We start from the raw sequence: 15720 nt of genomic DNA, 5'->3' as shown, positions 1-15720 counted from the left end.
CGACAAGCGATCGACGATGGCTGACCATCGCGCCCGTAAACCCATACCGCCGATTCTGGCAACACCGTGCACGTCGCAGTATCCGCGGTTCTGCATTGCGGATGGATTCGGACTACCCCCGATGCGTCCAGCGACTCCTCTACGCACTCATCTCGGCAGAAGCGGATGGGCCAACCCTCTCCGGCCGCCCCGCGTTCACAGCGCGTAGCCAACGAGCCAGCGCATCGTGTCACGCATCAAGTGAAGCCACGACGTAACGCATCAAGCGGAGTACGACACCGGACTGCCGGCGATGTCGGGCTCCACTTGATGGGTGACACATCGACTCCACTTGACGCGTGACGGGTTCCCGCGCGATGGGCTGTCGCTGTTACACCGAGTTACTACTCAGCCGGACGGCGGGGCGGACTCGACGGTCCGTCAGAGGCGCGCGGTCAGCGGCAGTTCCGGATGCCGGGCGTTGGTGCAGGATGGATGCATGATCGGTGACCGGTGGGGCGTAACCGACAGCGAGATATTGCGCTGCTATCCGTGCGACGACTTCGTCGTCTCGCCCGTGCTGCAGGCGTGGCGGGGTGTGCACGTCGAGGCGTCTGCCGACGTGGTGTGGCCCTGGGTCGCACAAGTGAGGCTTGCGCCATACTCCTATGACTGGATCGACAACCTTGGCCCGCCCTTCACCTCAAGAGCTGGTAGGCCTTCCCGAGCCGCAAGTCGGAGAAGGATTCACTACTGCAGGCGGGCGGAAGCTGGGCAGGATCGTCTCGGTCGACCCGGGGAAACAGCTGACGGGCACCATCATGGGCGCCTTCATGTCCTACGTCCTCGTGCCCCAGGAGCACGACACGCGCTTGCTGCTCAAGGTCGTCATGCAGACCACCCGCTGGGTCGCCCTCGGGCTGTCCGTCGGCGACCTGATCATGGCTCGACGTCAGCTACTGAACCTGAAGCAACTCGCCGAGCGCCACCACCACCGCGGCACGGCCAAGGATTGAGGATCAGCCTCATCGGCATGACCGAGCGCCTCGCGGCAGAACCGGATACCTGCGCCACCGTGATCCGGCTCAGGCAGCTCCGGTATCGACCCGACCCGATCAAACCGACGCGCAAACCGGAAGCAACTCCGCCAACCCGGCATCCTGCGACCCGACCAGTTGCGCATCCACAACAACCAGCCCAGCGATCAGCAGCCGAAGCTACGACCCGCCGTTGCAGTATTAATGGCGGGTTTCCGGATTCGCCCTTGATCATCTCGGTGGCCAGGGCGCATGCTGAGCCGGTGAGAAAGCTCTACGTCGCAGCGCACGTCTACATGATCCTCGGCCTGGTCAGCGGTCTGGCATACCGCGAGATCACGAAGATCGAGCACTACAGCGGTGACACGCAACTCGCTCTGGTGCACACCCACCTGCTCGCGCTTGGCATGTTGTTCTTCCTGATCGTGCTGGCGCTGGAGAAGCTGTTTACGCTGACCGCCAACCGCCGGCTGTTCGCCGGGTTCTTCTGGGTCTACAACGCCGGACTCGCCGTCACGATCACCGCCATGATCGTCCACGGGGCGCTGACGGTATACGGCCGTGACAGCGGCGACGCCATCGCGGGCCTCGCCGGGCTCGGCCACATCGCGCTTACCGTCGGTCTGATCCTGCTCTTCGTCAACCTCGGCAAGCGCGTGCCCAGATCCGCAGACCTGAGCGCCGTATCGCCGAACGAGCAGAAGTCAGCAAACGCGGTGGGCCAGGGAGGCATCCGGCCAACAGCGCCAGCCGAAGACAGTCGCGTCGCGTAGGCGAACGAGCGTTCCGGGCAGTCAGACACGTGAGCTGTCGCGCATGGTCTACGGGGTGAGCCAGCGGCCGAACATCTCCCGGGCGACCAGCACCTGCGCGAGGTCCGCGGGTTCGCGGTCGCCGAGCGCGGCGGCGACCGCGCCAGTGAATGCGGTCCCGCTGTGACCACCTGAACTTCGACCACCGCTGGCGACCGAGACCGGCCCCGCCACGTCACCTGCCGGCGATCACAGCGCCTACAGCGGTGAACCGCAGACTTCGACGCGCTGAGCCCGGCCGCCCTGACCGCGGCATGAGAGGTTGCTGGCATCTGAGGCACCGCCTTGGCCTCAACATCGCATCTCCTATGGGATGACGCAGTCCCATGAGCCCGAGACCACGGCGCCTGGGCAGGTTCGCCCAAGAACGCTGTGCTCGCCGAGCACCGAGAACCCGTCATTACTGCCCGGCCAGAACAGGGCGACACGACGGCTACTTCCAGCCGCTTTGAGAAGGCGGTTCACCTCAGCGGCGGGCTCGACAGAGCAGTTCATCCATGGGTCTTCGGTTGCTGGAACTCCGGGCTCGTCCTCGGCGAACGCGTAGAGATTGAGCATCGTTCCGTTCACCCGCACTGAGTAGCCGGCCGAGCCCACTTCGAGGGGACCGGAGACAGTAGCGACTCGGAGTTCAACGCCACAGTCGTTTAGCGGCCCCGCCATATTGCCCAACCACGCCTCGACATCTCCATCGGCGAGATCCTCACCATCCGCACGCCAGGCGCCGCCAGCGGTCCACGTCACGTCTTCGCCGGAATCCAAGGCCCGGATCAGCGCGCGCTTCTGATCTTCGGAGGTACCCGACCACAGCCCAGCGCCCTCCAGCGCATAGAGGAGTTCTTCGAACGGAGTCACGACGGTCATGATGCCCCAGCCACCGGCCCGGCCAAGTCCGCTGGCCCGCGTAGGCCCACCCCAACCGGCACTGACGGTGGCACGAAATAGGTTGGCGACATGCCCCGTCAGCGGCATGAGAGTGCCCGGTGCCGGCCCCTCGACGCAGCGAAGCGAAGCGCCCGGATGCCGGGCGACGTCGCGCGAGGGAGCGAGGACTCAGCGGGCGGGAACCGGCTCGGACGACGGCCGCCACTCCCGCCTGATCAGCCCGTAGACCCACGAGTCGGAGACCTCGCCGTTCACGACGCAGTCTTCCCGCAACGTCCCTTCACGCACGAAGCCGAGCTTCTCCAGCACGCGGGCAGATGCCACGTTGCGCGTATCGGTCTCAGCCTGCACGCGATTCAGGTCCAGCGTGTCGAATGCCCACCGCAGCAAAACGCGCGCGGCCTCCGTCGCGTAGCCGTGGCCCCACGCTGCATCGTCGAAGCAGTAGCCCAGCGACGCGCTGCGGTAGTCCGGATTCCACCGGTTCAGGCTGCACCAGCCGATGAACGCCCCGTCGGAGACACGATCCACGGCCAGCCGCGCCCCGGTGCCCCCCTCTGCCATCTGCCGGCAAGCCGTGATGAACCGCTCGGCGCGCACGCGTTCGCTCCACGGCGGCGCGTCCCAGTAGCGCAGCACGTAGGCGCTGCTGTGCAGCGCGAAGAGGTCGTTCGCGTCGGCGTCGTCGAAGGGGCGCAGTCGAAGGCGAGCGGTGTGCAGCGTGGGGGTGGGCAGCGACATGCGCGTCATGTTCTCTCCCGTGATTGGTGGCCGATCAACCAGACATCCGATGCCGGCCACTCGCAACGGGTTTGCTCCGCGGGCGGGCAGAACGACGTGCCCGCTCATCGGCATGACCGTGCACCATGGCCAGCATCGCGCGCGCCCGGACAGCGGCAGATCCGGACGTCCGTGGACAGGGCCTTACTGTCTCCGCGTCGCGGGGGTCTGTGGCTCTTTCTGCTACTGGCTCGCTTCGAACGGGGGGAGCCTTCCGCAGTGTCGCGTCGTGACTGGCTAGGCGGCCTCGTCTTTCACTCTGGCGGGCGACGCGGCATTGGGCGATCACAGACCATCGTTGCCAGCTCTTCGCGAGTTGTACGCCCTGGCAGCCGACCGGGACCTGCGCCCGCAACGCCCCGATGGGCTGATCAACCTGTGCACCAACCCGGATGCCGACCTGCGGACGGTCGAGGACGCACAGGCGGCACTCGACGCCATGGCGACGGGCACGGAGCATGGCAAGCTCTGGGCGAACGGCGACGTCGGCGTCTTCGTGAACTGGCAGGAAGGGACTCTCGTGTGGGCGTTGGACGCCGCCTCTTGTTACCGCCGCCCGACACCCGAGGCCGACACCTTCCGTGAGTTGCATGCCCGACTGACCGGCTTGTTGGCTTGACGTCGCCGAGCGCCTGAACGCTGACGCCGGCCGAGTCCTCGACGAGTGGTCGTGCGAGCAGGTGTGGGATCTCGGCATCCACGACGCCTCCCACCCGGCCGGTGGTTGGCCGGCTGAGCTCGGCTGGTGGACCTACCTGGGCCCCGATCGCCACCTGCCACCGGCGCCGCTGCCCGAGATCGCTTCCCAGGCGCGCCGACTCCCGGACGGTGCCCTACTGGTCAAACTCCTCGATGACCCGGCCGCCGTCGATCCGCTCCGCTACCAGGACATCCACACCCGCTGGCTCCGGGCGGCATGAGTTTGCAGAGCAGGATTCCTTTGCGCCACTGGCGGCCCAGCGCACGTACGGCGGCAGAAGCGGATGTCTGCTCTGCGTCCGGAGGTGGGTGGAGATCTCTGCTGGCTGGGCGCGATTCACGACGTGCGGGGTGCGGCTGAGGCTGACTTCGGCGTCGCGTGCTGTCGCTTTGCGCGCGTGATGACCAGCGTGAGCGTGAACACTGTACATACCGTGAGCAGGGCAGGCAGACCTTTGAGCGCCTCGGCCAACTGGCCCGCCGGGGCACCGACGAGCCCGGGGTCGATTCCGGTGATCACTACCGGGTAGGCGCCGAACGCGGACGACGAGGGCAGTCCGTACGAACGGTGTACGAGCAGCACGTACACGGTGCAGGTGAGTTCGAGGATGGCGACGCCGCCCAGCGCCATGACCATCCAGGCGGCGCCGGTCCTTGCCCGCTGAATCAGTGCGGCGCCGCCGGTGGCAAGCGCGAACGTGGCGGCGTACCAGCACAGCGACGACATCAGCGTTGCCCACCATGTTTCGCCCAGGGCTTCGCCTATGTATTGCAGGCTCGCCACCGCGACGATCCCCAGCGCCAGGGCCGTGGGTACGACGAATATCGGCGCGGCGATGTGCTCCCTACGCCCGGTTCGGCGCGCCATCCATACCGTGCCCACAGCGACCGGCACCACGGAAGCGGCGATCACAACGTCCGCGAGCCGGTACCCGACCCGGTAGCCGAAACCTTCCAACAAACCGAGGACGGCGACAGCAACGCTGGCCAGGGCCGCCAGCGCGACTCCGAACGCGAGCGGGGCGGCGAGCAGCCCCGTCAGTCTGAGCAGGTGTGGGCGAGCGTGAGACATGGTCAGTGACGCTCCTCGGTCGACAAGGGCGCACCACGCCACGTCGGCGAGGTCACGTCCCGGCGTGGGTGAGTGGGTGAGCAACTCGGCGATTTCGGCGCCGTAGCGGTCGCGGACGCGTCTCGGGTAGAGGGCGAGCACCACGTGGACCAACCGGCTTCGGTTCGCGGGCATCAGGCGACCGCCAGCCGACGCAGCCCGGTGCTGGCGACCGTGCGCATGCGCTGTAGCTCGGCCTGCAGCGCCGCCCGGCCTCTGTCGGTGAGTTGGTATGGCTTCCGGCGGTCCTGCTCCGGCAACGACTCGATGTAGTCCTGCTCTTCTAGGCGGCGGATCGCGCCGTACAGGGTGCCCGGTCCTGGCCGTTCGTCGGTAAGGGCGGCGATGTCATCCTGCATCGCATAGCCGTGCTTCGCCCCGTCAGCAAGGCTGACCAGGATGAGCAACGCGGGCTCCGAGAACCTACCGAGTTGAGACAGCCCAGACATACTTTCCTCCAGTTACTACGTCCTGCGTAGCATCGCAGGACGTAGTAGCGACGTCAAGCCGCATCGCGGGGGGCGACCCGAGCCGCTCCGGTACATCAGCCTGAACGAACGCCCTGTCATCGGCTTCCGGACGATCCCTCAGTGAAGAGCGCGCTACTCAAACGCCTCGTCTGGCCTCCGATCCGATCAGGAATCGAGAAGCGCCAGGGTGTCGTCGGGCCTAGCCTTCTCCCAGATGGCCGGCATCTCGCCGAGCCTTGAACGGCGAAAGGCAGCCCGAGAATGTCCGCGAAGAATTCCACGACCGGGTCCGACGGCTTCAGCGCCGAGGAGCGTGCCGCGATGAAGGAGCGCGCCGCCGAGCTGCGCGCCGAGGGCAAGAAGGGCGCCAAGAAGGCCGACGAGCTGCAGGCGGTCCTCGACAGGATCGCGCAGATGGCGCCGGAAGATCGTGCGCTCGCCGAGCGCGTTCATGCGACAGTGACCGCTACCGCCCCCGAGCTGTCGCCAAAGACCTGGTACGGGATGCCCGCCTACGCGAACGCGGACGGCAAGATCGTCGTCTTCTTCCAGGACTCGGGCAAGTTCAACTACCGGTACTCGACCCTGGGCTTCCAGGACACGGCCACCCTCGACGACGGGGACCTGTGGCCGGTGTCGTACGCGCTCCAGAAGTGGAGCCCCGTGGTAGAGAAGAAGGTCGTCGAGCTGGTCAAGGCTGCGGTCTCCTGACCGTTGCCTTGACCGCCGCGTTGCACGAGTGGCTCTCGGTTAGCGGTGCGGACGGCTCCGCCTCAGCACCCGCCGTCACGACCCTCCCTGCCACATCTCTGAGCGCTTTCTCGCATGCAGTCGCGTGTGAAGGACGGGCACTGACAGCGGCAGATCCGTGCATCCGTCGACGCTTGGTGGAGGTACACAGCCGCTACGTCTAGAGTGCCGCTGTGACCGCGCAGCGACCGCTCGACAGCGAAGAACGGGTGAGCACCGCCCCGGAGCGTGACGTCCTCGAGGCATTCCTCGACGCTTACCGGGAGGAGCTCATCAGCAAGCTGCAGGGATTGTCGGAGCAGGACGCTCGGCGACGCCTGGTGCCGTCGCTGACCACACTCATCGGCATTGTCAAACACGCTGCCGCAGTTGAACGAAACTGGTTTCTCCACTGCCTGGCCCAGCTTCCGCGAGAGCAGATCGCAGGCAACTCCACGGGGGACGACGCCAGTTGGGAGGTTGACCCGAGCGAAACCATCGCCGACATCGTCGCGGAGTACGAGGATGTCTGCGGGCAATCAAGGCGGCTTGCGGCGGATTTCGAGCTGGACGACAGCGTGCCCCATCCCCGATTGGGCAGGGTGTCACTGCGCTACATCTACGTACACATGATCCGAGAGCTGGCGCGGCACTCCGGCCACGCCGACATCCTTCGAGAGCAACTCGACGCAAGACCCGAGGAGAGAGGATGATCTCTGCGGCTACGCCTGACTGCACGAGCCGCATCCTCTTCTCGGCACGTCCGGATGCGTGCACCCGTGAGCTGGTTACCTTGCGTGACGAGCGCTACGCGGCATTTGAGTGTGGGGAATGTATCGCCTCGCTTGCAGATCGAAGCTGCGTCTGTCCTTGTGCCGTGCGGGGCAGGACACGCGGGATGGGTGCGTCGTAGCGAGTTCACGTTGCCGTACGGGCATGAGCTGGTTCGACTCCGTTGGCTCGGCCCGCACCTAACCTGACTGCGCGTGTCCCGGCCGGCGTTGAGACGCTTGCATCCGAATCGGCCACGAGGGAGCAGCCGGTGCACCGGGACAGGGAAACCAACTCACCGCCGGCCGGGGACCCGCTGAAAACGTCTCTTCGGCTATTGGCCGGATGCCTCGATGTGCCACCGCCGGATGACATGAGCGACGAGCACCAGCGCTGGCCGCTCTATCAAAGGGCGATACCCGTGGAGACTTGTCATCTACTGCTCCACTGCCGTCTCCGTGGACCAGGACGACGCCTTAGTCGCGGCCGTTGTGGTGCAAATGGTGGAGTGGGTGGATGCGCCTCACCGCGAGCGATGGATCGGCCTGGCACGCAGTGAAAGAGACCGGCAGTACGCATACCGGCGCGCTCGAGAAGTCGACATCCTGCGACCTCAGGGCGCCGTGTCGGAGCTGAGTGAGGAGACGTTGTCGGGTTGGACCGACTGGTTGCAGATCATGCTTGCGGAGACCTCGACCGTGGTCCGCACCCTTGAGCAGTTGGCGCAATATGGCCGAACGAAAAGGATTCGGCGGATAGCCGCGAAACGGCTGACAGCAGTATGAATCGTTTCGACACAAGTTTGCAGGCGCTGCACTCATCTCGGCATGGCCGGATGTGCCTCACCCGCTGAGCTGCCAACGCCCGACCAGCGGCAGATCCGGATGTCGCTTCTTGGCTGGACGGCTCGACCGGAGGCCGTTCACCGCAGCGCGTCGATCGCCGCATCACGATAACGGTCGATGCGTTGTCGGCGGGCATGCCCGCGGTGCGAGGGTGAGAAATGATTTGACAGCGGAGATAATCTGATCCTCCGTACTTTCGGCGGACCGTGAGTCGCGAGGGGGCCCTGCCCTCTCGACACTCAGGAGCCGCAATGCGCCGGGCGCCCGCCCTCTCCTTTCTCCTCGTCACCGTCTTCCTCGACATGCTCGGGCTCGGCCTGATCGTGCCGATCGTGCCGGCCCTGATGACGGCCGTCACCGAGGACGCCACCGCCGCTGTCCGCTGGTCCGGCCTGCTCGGCTCGATCTACGGGCTGCTGCAGTTCGTCGTCTCGCCGCTGCTCGGACGGCTCTCCGACCGGTACGGCCGGCGTCCCGTCCTGCTCGCGTCGCTGACCTGCCTCGGCGTCGACTGGCTGGCCCACGCGATCTCACCCAGCCCTTGGACACTCTTGCTGTTCCACGCCCTCGCCGGTGCGTCCGCGGGTACGAACACCGTGGTCAACGCGTACATCGCGGACGTCACGGAACCCGAGTCGCGGGCTCGCGCGTACGGGCTGATCGGCTCCGCGTTCGGGCTCGGCTTCGTCGCCGGCCCGACCATCGGCGGCCTGCTCGGCGCCGTCGACGTACGCCTGCCGTTCTTCGCCGCGGCCGCGCTGTCCTTCGCCAACGTCGCGTACGGCTGGTTCGTCCTGCCCGAGTCGCGGCCCGGCGACCGGATCCCGCTGACCCTGCGGATGGCGAACCCGGTCGGTGCCGTCGCTGTCGTCCTGCGCCGGCCGGTGCTCGGGCGGCTCGCGTACGCCCGCTTCTGCGCCGACGTCGCGCGCATGACCCATCAGTCGGTCTGGACGTTCTTCCTTACGTACCAGTTTGCTTGGAGCACCGCGCACGTCGGCGTCGTGATGGCGGCGGGCGCGCTCGCCGGCGCGGTCTTCCAGGCCCGGGCCGTCGGCCCGGTCGTCCGCCTGCTCGGCGACAAGCGTGCCGCGGTGGCCGGCAGCCTGCTCGGCGTCGCGGCGCTGCTAGGAACGGCGTTCGTGTCCGTGCCGTGGATGCTCCACGTCCTGCAGGCGGTCGGCGTGCTCGGCTCGGTCGGCAGTACGGCCGCGCAGTCGTGGATCTCTCGCAGCGTCCGAGCCGACGAGCAGGGGACCGTGCAGGGTGCGCTGACCGGAATCGGTGCCGTTGCGGAGACCGCGGTGCCGCTTGCGGCTGGCGCGGCGTTCGGGTGGTCGCTGGCGTACGCATCACCGGGTTTGGTCTTCGTCGGTGCCGCCGCTTTCGGGGCCGTGTCGGCGCTCCTCCTGGCCGCAACGCCCGATGTCCGGACAGTACCGCTCAGATAAACCGTCGCGGCCAATGCGCCCGTCTCGGGATGCACAGGATCCCGAGACGAGCGCCCGGACGACCGCAACGCATGGCCATTCGACGCACCCTTCTCGGCACGACAGTGCGGCGCCGAACGCGCGCGGTTGGCGGATGCCAGATGAGCGCCGTTGATCTTGGGGACCTTCGATCTTGGCCCCAGTGAGGCTGACAGGCATCGACGAACCAGACACACCGGGCATGCCCCGCCTGCCGCATCCACGCCTCTCGACACGCTGGACCGACTCCACAGCCAGCATCGGGTCATGACGGCCGCCCGCCAAACTGCCAGTTGTGCACCTCGATGTCGGCGTACCGGTCCGGCGTCAGCACGGCGCGTGCCTTGTCCGGATCCGGTGCCCGGACAAGTACCGCCGTACCCAGCCAGGTGGCGGCGCCGCCGCGGATTCCGGGTGGGCGATGGGGGCCTCTCCCAGCCGATTCACAGTCCCGGGCCTGACGATCGGCCCGTCGAGCGCATACCCTGGGCCCGCTTGGCTTCCCGTCCGGAAGGGGCATCTGTGCCGCACGCCACCGTGCGTTCCGACAACCGCACACAGAAGGACCCGGTGCCGCCCGCACGCCCGGCCCGCCGGCCGTCGCCGCGCTGGACCCGGTGGTGCGTGGCGGTCGGCGCGACGCTGATGATGTTCAGCGGCGTGGCGCTCGGCGGCAGCCAGTTCGTGCTGCACGCCGCGACCAGCAAGGTCACCCGGCAGAGCCTGATCGGCAAGGCCGCCGCCCCTCGGCAGCACCGCACCATCACGGGAGCGAAGAACATCCTGCTGGTCGGGATCGACACCCGCCCGCACCAGGACTCCAGCCAGCTCACCCGCTCCGACTCGATCATGCTGGTGCACATCCCGGCCGACCACCGCCAGGCGTACCTGGTCTCGCTGCCGCGCGACTCGCTGGTCACCATCCCCGCGTACGACAACGGCGCGACGCCGTTCCACGGCGGGAAGAACAAGATCAACGCAGCCTTCGCCTTCGGCAGCCGCGGCCTCACCGGCCCGGCGGCGCTGTCGCACGGCTTCGAGCTGCTCGCCCTGACCGTGCGCGACCTCACCGGGATCACCCCGGACGCCGGCGCGATCATCGACTTCCAGGGGTTCAAGCAGATCGTCCAGGTACTCGGCAAGGTCTGCATGTATGTCGACGAGACCACCACCTCCATCCACCTGGGCAAGGACGACGCGACCGGGCGCACGGCGGCCCCGTACAAGATCAATCCCGACGGCACGGTGAATCACCGCATCGCCGGGGTCACGCCGAACATCTACACCAAGGGCAACCACTGTCTGAACCCGTCGCAGGCGCTGGACTTCGTCCGGCAGCGGGACCTGCTGGCCAACCACGACTACGACTACGGCCGGCAGCGCCACCAGCAGCAGTTCCTCAAGGCGGTGCTGCACCAGGTGATGACCGACGGGCTCAACTCGCCGACCAAGCTGCCCGGCCTCCTGACGGCGGTCGGCAAGACGATGACGGTGGACGACGGCGGCATCCCGCTGGAGGACTGGGCCTTCGCCATGCGGGGGATCGACCCCGACGCGATCAGCACCATCAAGACCAACAACGGCACCTTCAACAGCCGTACGGTCCCCGGGGTGGGCAGCGCCGAGATCCTCAGCCCGACCAGCCTGGAACTGCTGCGGGCGGTCCGGGACAACAACGTCGCCTCCTTCGTCCAGGCCCACCCGGACTGGGTCGCCCCGTCCGGCCCGACCCCGGCGAACTAGCCCGGCCCGCGCGGCGGCGTCAGCCGGCGACCAGCACCCGGTAGCGGTCGCGCCCGGCCGGCACCTGCCGGACGGCTTGATCTGATAGAGCGGAATTCGGCAATGCGACGCGGTCGATGCCTGTTCTCCGTCGACTGATGTCCGACAGTCGTCCGCCAACTGATCTGCGACATCTCAGCGCCCTGATCGCGGCAGATCCGGATACTTGGGCCGGCAGCCGGTAGCTCTGGGCGCCGAGGCCTGCTCAGCGGGGCTGGGCCTCGTATTGCAAGCCGGCCGCTCGGCGCCAGCGGGTGACTTCGGCTTCGTGTGAACCGGTAGCGGTCGCGGCCGCGACCGCCGCCAGATCCGCTCCGCCGGTCAGTAGGGTCAGGGGCCAGGCCGGCACGCCGCCCGCGCTGTCGTAAGCGGCCCAGGTCCATGGACCGTCGAAGCGCCACGCACCACCGTCGGCGTCGGCGACGTCGTCGCCGGCCTCCAGGAAGGCGTACGGCCGGAAGACCAGTTCGAGCGTGAACGGAACACCGCCGCCGGGCTCGATGCTCGTGCCCTGGAACTCCGATGCCGCGTCCGGAGCCTCACCGGCGCGCAGAACGAGCAGGCTCAGGCTCGGGCGGGGCAGCCAGCCCGTCTCCTGCGGCGGGTCGTACCCGTGAACCTCGATGACGTGGATGATCCGCGCCGGGATACCGACCCGGCAGGTATCGCCGGGTGCGAGGCGGAGGGTGGGCGGGTCGGTCGCGTACAGCTCGTCCGGATCAGCGCGGCCCAGGGCCGCCTCGCCGTTCCAGCGCGAGCCCGCCGCGTCCGGGTCGATCTCCCACCAGGGCCAGCGGACGCTGACGTGCGCCTCGTCGACGCCGGTGACAACCGTTGGCGTGAACGGGCAGGAGATACGCAGCACGTCCCCGACGCGGTAGACCATGCGCGGCAGATTAGCGCGCGGCGCGCCGGGCGCCGGCCATGAAAGGGTGCCAGGGATCGGCGGTCGCTGACTGCTCGAAGTGGTTCGCGCGGCCGCACGGACGGCGCCGCCCGCCGTGCTGCGGCCGACGAACGCGCTGTTCGCGGCATAGCGGATGCCACCGCCGCCCATGTTGAAACGACGGACCGTCTCATGAACGGTGGTGTATCGAACGCCAGGCTGGCTACCATCGTGACTGGCTCGGTGCAGCCGGCCGCTCGCGCCCCTTCAGGGTTGGGTGAATGCACTGGATGGTTGCCGAGCATCGGCTCTCTAACCGCGGCGCTAGCCGACAACGCGAGCATCGGCAGGACGGGCCGTGTGAAAGGCCGACGCAATGACGCTCCCCAGCACAGAGCATGCCAAGAAGCTTGCCAAGCTCCTGCGAGATGACCTTGCCGTAGCCGGGTTCAACATCCCGCACAGCCTCGCGCTGGAACTCATCGCCCACCAGTTCAACGCCAAGGACTGGAACGTGCTGGCCGCGGCGGTGGGCCGCCCCAGACGCTCAGCCTCGCCGGAGATCCGACCAGGCGTGCCGGTACTCCGGGTGATGTCCGTCGAGGTTGCGCTGCCGTTCTATGTCGACTACCTCGGCTTCAAGCCGGACTGGGAGCACCGATTCGAGCCCGGCCTACCCCTGTACGTACAAGTGTCCCGATCGCAGGCCGTACTGCACTTGTCCGAGCACCACGGCGACGGCAGCCCACACGGTGTGGTCTGGTTCCCTGTCACTGACGTGTTCGGCCTACACAAGGAGTTGCTTACCAGACCGAACGCGCCGGTCCGCCCGGGCATCGACGAGGACGCTCCCGGCGGCCCGACGCTCGAGGTCATCGACCCTTACGGCAACGTGCTGCGATTCGCCCAGCCTTCGGCAGCCGGGGAGCACTAGAGATCAGGAGGCTATGACGCCTCTTCTCGACAAAGTCGCGCGACCAGCGGCGAGGTCGCTGTCTCGCACGAGAGCGCCAAGCACGCCTACGGGTCTCTCGTTGTCGACCACGACGAAGATCTGGTATCGCTGCAGGGCGGAGACATCCTCCGGAACTGGAGCGCGAGCAGGAGGTCACGCCGCCATGCCGACTCGACCGTCGTTCGTGGTCACCGGGGGCGCTCGAGGCGTCGGTCGGGCCATCACCGAACGCCTGGCTCGCGACGGTCAGGTCGTCGTGCTGGATGTCACCGGTCAACTTGCCTGGCAACACGAACGCATCGTGCTGGTCACCGGCGACGCCCGCGATCCTGAGACGGCCCAGCGAGCGGCCGCGACCGCCGAGGCCACGGGCCCGCTGCTCGGCTGGGTCAACAACGCCGCGATCTTCCGCGACGCCGGTCTCGGCGACGCCTCGGCCGCCCAGATCCTGGACCTCGTGACCGCGAACCTGGCCCTGGCCCTCACCGGCTGCCACACTGCGGTCAACCACTTCTTGGCGCGCGAACGCGACGGCGCCATCGTCAACGTCTCCTCCCACCAGGCGCAGCGCCCTGTCCGCGGAGCACTGCCCTACGCGACCGCGAAGGCGGCGGTCGAGGGCTTGACCCGCGCAGTGGCCGTGGATCACGGGTCGGCCGGCATCCGCACCAACGCCGTCGCGCTGGGCTCCATCGCCACCGACCGGTTCGAGCAGTACCGTGCCCAGCACCCCGAAGTGGACGTCCAGATGGCCGCACTGCATCCGCTGGGCAGAGTGGGCGACCCGAGCGAGGTGGCAGACGCCGTCGCCTTCTTGTTGTCTCCCGCCGCCGGATTCGTCAACGGCGTCGTCCTTGCCGTTGACGGCGGACGAGCAGCCAACGGCCTCGACCCCGAAGCCACCTGACCGGAACCGAGCACCCATCGCGGCTATGAGCGCTCATCTGGCGACCTTGGCCGGCTATCCACCGACCCCCTGGTCTGGTAGATAGTGACCATGGCGAAACGGTCTGGCGGATTCGGTAGAGCGCTCATGCGAGGGTTTCTGCGTACGGCCGTGTGGCTGTACCGGCGCAGCGGCGGGAAGCTCGGCGGCAAGATGTTCGGCGCACCGGTGCTGTTGCTGACCACGACCGGGCGCAAGTCGGGGCGGTCGTGGACGGTACCGTTGATGTACCAGACCGACGGCGACCGATGGGTGATCATCGCGTCCAACGGCGGCAGCGCCAGGCACCCCGCCTGGTGGCTCAATCTGCGCTCGCAGCCGGACGCCTCCGTACAGATCGGCCGGCAGACGTACCTGGTCACCGCCGTCGAGACCGCTGGCGAGGACCGCGAGCGCCTGTGGCGGCAGATGGCCGACATGTACAAGGGCTACGACGGGTACGCGCGGAAGACCACCCGCCAGATCCCCGTGGTTGTACTGCAAAGGCGCTAACGCATGCTGCCCGACGGTTTGCACGCCCGCACTGCGGCAGAAGCGTGCGTTACCGGGATCCCAGCCGGCCGATGAACCCCAACAGCACATTGACGCCTACCAGCACGGTGCCACCGATCAGGAAGAACATGCCGATGATTCGGAAGGTCTCGCGGCTGGAGCTGGACGCGCGGTTCGTATCGATCTTCAGATCCCGCACCTCGATGTGGATGCCCGCGCCATTGGGGTAAGCGTAGGTCCTGACGAAATTGGCGTGCGGTGCGCGACTCGGCGCTCTACCGTCCGCCCGTGACCATCGACATCGTGAGCCTGGCGGATCGGCCGGACCTCGCCCCGCTGCTGGACGAGGACTTCGACGGGGCGTGGCCGCCGTTCATGCTCTGGGATCCGATGGGCGCGGTGTACTACAACGTCGCTCACGACCTCTACCCCGAGTTCGTGTTCGCCGCCGTCGACTCCGCCGACCCGGGTCGCGCGGTCGCCCGGGCGTACGCCGTGCCGCTGCGCTGGACGGAGCCGGAGCTTCCCGACGGCGGCTGGGACCGGGTGATCCAGCGGGCCGCCATCACCCGGCTCACCGGCGCCACCCCGAACATCGTCTCGGCGTTGGAGATCTGCATCCGACCCGACCGGCGGGGCGACGGGTTGTCCGCGCTGATGCTCACCGCCATGCGGGAGGCCGTCGGGAAGCTGGGTTACGACACCCTGGTCGCGCCGGTCCGCCCGAGCGGCAAGCACACCCGCCCCGACCTGCCGATGACCGGGTACGCGGCGCAGGTCCGCGACGACGGCCTGCCGGTCGACGCGTGGCTGCGGGTGCACGTGCGCGCTGGCGGACGCATCGAGCGGGTCGCCACCCGGTCGATGATGATCAGCGGGACGCTGGCGGAGTGGCGTCGCTGGACCGGCCTGCCGTTCGACACCAGCGGGCCGGTTCACGTGCCGGGGGCCCTGGTGCCGGTGCACTGCGACGTGGCGCACGACCACGCCGTCTACGTCGAGCCGAACGTCTGGGTCAGGCACCGACTGTAGGCCCGAGACCGCAGGGGACTCGCACCCGTCCGGGCCACCC

20 protein-coding genes are annotated in these 15720 nt (G+C 67.8%); 13 read left to right on the top strand and 7 right to left on the bottom strand.

The features are described from left to right. Positions 1-812: 812 nt before the first annotated feature. Together GA0070613_RS33635 and GA0070613_RS22715 are read left to right on the top strand one after the other, a co-directional pair. Positions 813-995, top strand: a complete 183-nt coding sequence (locus GA0070613_RS33635) for a hypothetical protein (RefSeq protein ID WP_231929384.1) — start codon at positions 813-815, stop codon at positions 993-995. A gap of 17 nt (positions 996-1012) precedes the next feature. Next, positions 1013-1789 carry a DUF2871 domain-containing protein gene (locus GA0070613_RS22715; RefSeq protein ID WP_197698954.1) on the top strand — a complete coding sequence of 259 codons (777 nt, stop codon included), beginning with the start codon at positions 1013-1015 and terminating at the stop codon, positions 1787-1789. A 48-nt stretch (positions 1790-1837) separates the two neighbouring features. Here GA0070613_RS22715 and GA0070613_RS32260 read toward each other — a convergent pair whose 3' ends face one another. The 3 genes from GA0070613_RS32260 to GA0070613_RS22710 form a co-directional block, all read right to left on the bottom strand. Continuing rightward, a complete protein-coding gene (locus tag GA0070613_RS32260; protein WP_157746447.1) occupies positions 1838-2002 on the bottom strand; it encodes a hypothetical protein in 165 nt (54 codons plus the stop codon). Between the two features lie 132 nt (positions 2003-2134). Further along, complete coding sequence (locus GA0070613_RS32255; RefSeq protein WP_157746446.1) at positions 2135-2683, bottom strand: hypothetical protein; 549 nt, start codon at positions 2681-2683, stop codon at positions 2135-2137. Positions 2684-2881: 198 nt separating this feature from the next. Further along, entirely contained in the window at positions 2882-3562 is a 681-nt protein-coding gene (locus GA0070613_RS22710) for a GNAT family N-acetyltransferase (protein ID WP_231929383.1), read from the bottom strand. A 247-nt stretch (positions 3563-3809) separates the two neighbouring features. On the opposite strand from GA0070613_RS22710, the gene GA0070613_RS22705 reads away from it, so the two are divergent. Beyond that, the gene (locus tag GA0070613_RS22705) at positions 3810-4112 is read left to right on the top strand and encodes a hypothetical protein (protein WP_089014139.1); all 303 of its coding nucleotides are present in this window, start codon (positions 3810-3812) and stop codon (positions 4110-4112) included. Between the two features lie 61 nt (positions 4113-4173). Then, entirely contained in the window at positions 4174-4413 is a 240-nt protein-coding gene (locus GA0070613_RS22700) for a hypothetical protein (RefSeq protein ID WP_089014138.1), read from the top strand. A gap of 116 nt (positions 4414-4529) precedes the next feature. On the opposite strand, the gene GA0070613_RS22695 is transcribed toward GA0070613_RS22700, so the two are convergent. Then, a complete protein-coding gene (locus GA0070613_RS22695; RefSeq protein WP_157746445.1) occupies positions 4530-5408 on the bottom strand; it encodes a hypothetical protein in 879 nt (292 codons plus the stop codon). A 29-nt stretch (positions 5409-5437) separates the two neighbouring features. Beyond that, a complete protein-coding gene (locus GA0070613_RS22690; protein WP_231929381.1) occupies positions 5438-5710 on the bottom strand; it encodes a PadR family transcriptional regulator in 273 nt (90 codons plus the stop codon). A 324-nt stretch (positions 5711-6034) separates the two neighbouring features. On the opposite strand from GA0070613_RS22690, the gene GA0070613_RS22685 reads away from it, so the two are divergent. The 5 genes from GA0070613_RS22685 to GA0070613_RS22660 all read left to right on the top strand — a co-directional run bounded on the left by GA0070613_RS22685 (position 6035) and on the right by GA0070613_RS22660 (position 11330). After that, positions 6035-6484 (top strand): iron chaperone, encoded by a 450-nt coding sequence (locus GA0070613_RS22685; RefSeq protein WP_089014135.1) that lies wholly within the window; start codon positions 6035-6037, stop codon positions 6482-6484. 212 nt (positions 6485-6696) lie between these two features. After that, positions 6697-7215, top strand: coding sequence for a DinB family protein (locus tag GA0070613_RS22680; RefSeq protein ID WP_089014134.1), 519 nt, complete (start codon positions 6697-6699; stop codon positions 7213-7215). Between the two features lie 516 nt (positions 7216-7731). After that, positions 7732-8058: a hypothetical protein gene (locus GA0070613_RS22675; RefSeq protein WP_089014133.1), complete on the top strand. Its 327-nt coding sequence runs from the start codon at positions 7732-7734 to the stop codon at positions 8056-8058. 311 nt (positions 8059-8369) lie between these two features. Next, complete coding sequence (locus GA0070613_RS22670) at positions 8370-9569, top strand: MFS transporter (RefSeq protein WP_089014132.1); 1200 nt, start codon at positions 8370-8372, stop codon at positions 9567-9569. A 588-nt stretch (positions 9570-10157) separates the two neighbouring features. Continuing rightward, positions 10158-11330 carry an LCP family protein gene (locus tag GA0070613_RS22660; protein WP_231929379.1) on the top strand — a complete coding sequence of 391 codons (1173 nt, stop codon included), beginning with the start codon at positions 10158-10160 and terminating at the stop codon, positions 11328-11330. A 244-nt stretch (positions 11331-11574) separates the two neighbouring features. Here the strand turns inward: GA0070613_RS22660 and GA0070613_RS22655 are convergent, their stop codons facing one another. Continuing rightward, positions 11575-12426 carry a hypothetical protein gene (locus GA0070613_RS22655; protein WP_231929377.1) on the bottom strand — a complete coding sequence of 284 codons (852 nt, stop codon included), beginning with the start codon at positions 12424-12426 and terminating at the stop codon, positions 11575-11577. Between the two features lie 205 nt (positions 12427-12631). Here GA0070613_RS22655 and GA0070613_RS22650 point away from each other — a divergent pair, with 205 nt between their 5' ends. The 3 genes from GA0070613_RS22650 (at position 12632) to GA0070613_RS22640 (ending at position 14648) form a co-directional block, all read left to right on the top strand. Then, a complete protein-coding gene (locus GA0070613_RS22650) occupies positions 12632-13189 on the top strand; it encodes a glyoxalase superfamily protein (protein ID WP_089014130.1) in 558 nt (185 codons plus the stop codon). Positions 13190-13373: 184 nt separating this feature from the next. Beyond that, positions 13374-14117, top strand: a complete 744-nt coding sequence (locus GA0070613_RS22645; RefSeq protein ID WP_089014129.1) for an SDR family NAD(P)-dependent oxidoreductase — start codon at positions 13374-13376, stop codon at positions 14115-14117. Positions 14118-14243: 126 nt separating this feature from the next. Next, positions 14244-14648 (top strand): nitroreductase family deazaflavin-dependent oxidoreductase, encoded by a 405-nt coding sequence (locus GA0070613_RS22640; protein WP_089014128.1) that lies wholly within the window; start codon positions 14244-14246, stop codon positions 14646-14648. A gap of 49 nt (positions 14649-14697) precedes the next feature. Here GA0070613_RS22640 and GA0070613_RS32245 read toward each other — a convergent pair whose 3' ends face one another. Then, entirely contained in the window at positions 14698-14847 is a 150-nt protein-coding gene (locus tag GA0070613_RS32245; RefSeq protein ID WP_157746443.1) for a hypothetical protein, read from the bottom strand. An 89-nt stretch (positions 14848-14936) separates the two neighbouring features. Between GA0070613_RS32245 and GA0070613_RS22635 the strand changes: the two genes are divergently transcribed. Further along, positions 14937-15680 (top strand): N-acetyltransferase, encoded by a 744-nt coding sequence (locus GA0070613_RS22635; protein ID WP_172875877.1) that lies wholly within the window; start codon positions 14937-14939, stop codon positions 15678-15680. The last annotated feature ends 40 nt before the right edge of the window (positions 15681-15720 follow it).

It is taken from the genome of Micromonospora inositola, from assembly GCF_900090285.1.
In the GTDB taxonomy this organism is placed as follows: domain Bacteria; phylum Actinomycetota; class Actinomycetes; order Mycobacteriales; family Micromonosporaceae; genus Micromonospora; species Micromonospora inositola.
The sequence above is the reverse complement of the archived record's forward strand: the minus strand, read 5'-3'. Positions and strand labels throughout refer to the sequence as shown.

Bases quoted from the DNA above. Each gene is read 5' to 3' on its own strand.
- GA0070613_RS33635 (WP_231929384.1), top strand. From the start codon at position 813: ATGTCCTACGTCCTCGTGCCCCAGGAGCACGACACGCGCTTGCTGCTC.
- GA0070613_RS22715 (WP_197698954.1), top strand. From the start codon at position 1,013: ATGACCGAGCGCCTCGCGGCAGAACCGGATACCTGCGCCACCGTGATC.
- GA0070613_RS22710 (WP_231929383.1), bottom strand. From the start codon at position 3,562: ATGAGCGGGCACGTCGTTCTGCCCGCCCGCGGAGCAAACCCGTTGCGA.
- GA0070613_RS22685 (WP_089014135.1), top strand. From the start codon at position 6,035: ATGTCCGCGAAGAATTCCACGACCGGGTCCGACGGCTTCAGCGCCGAG.
- GA0070613_RS22670 (WP_089014132.1), top strand. From the start codon at position 8,370: ATGCGCCGGGCGCCCGCCCTCTCCTTTCTCCTCGTCACCGTCTTCCTC.
- GA0070613_RS22655 (WP_231929377.1), bottom strand. From the start codon at position 12,426: ATGGGCGGCGGTGGCATCCGCTATGCCGCGAACAGCGCGTTCGTCGGC.
- GA0070613_RS22650 (WP_089014130.1), top strand. From the start codon at position 12,632: ATGACGCTCCCCAGCACAGAGCATGCCAAGAAGCTTGCCAAGCTCCTG.
- GA0070613_RS22645 (WP_089014129.1), top strand. From the start codon at position 13,374: ATGCCGACTCGACCGTCGTTCGTGGTCACCGGGGGCGCTCGAGGCGTC.
- GA0070613_RS22640 (WP_089014128.1), top strand. From the start codon at position 14,244: ATGCGAGGGTTTCTGCGTACGGCCGTGTGGCTGTACCGGCGCAGCGGC.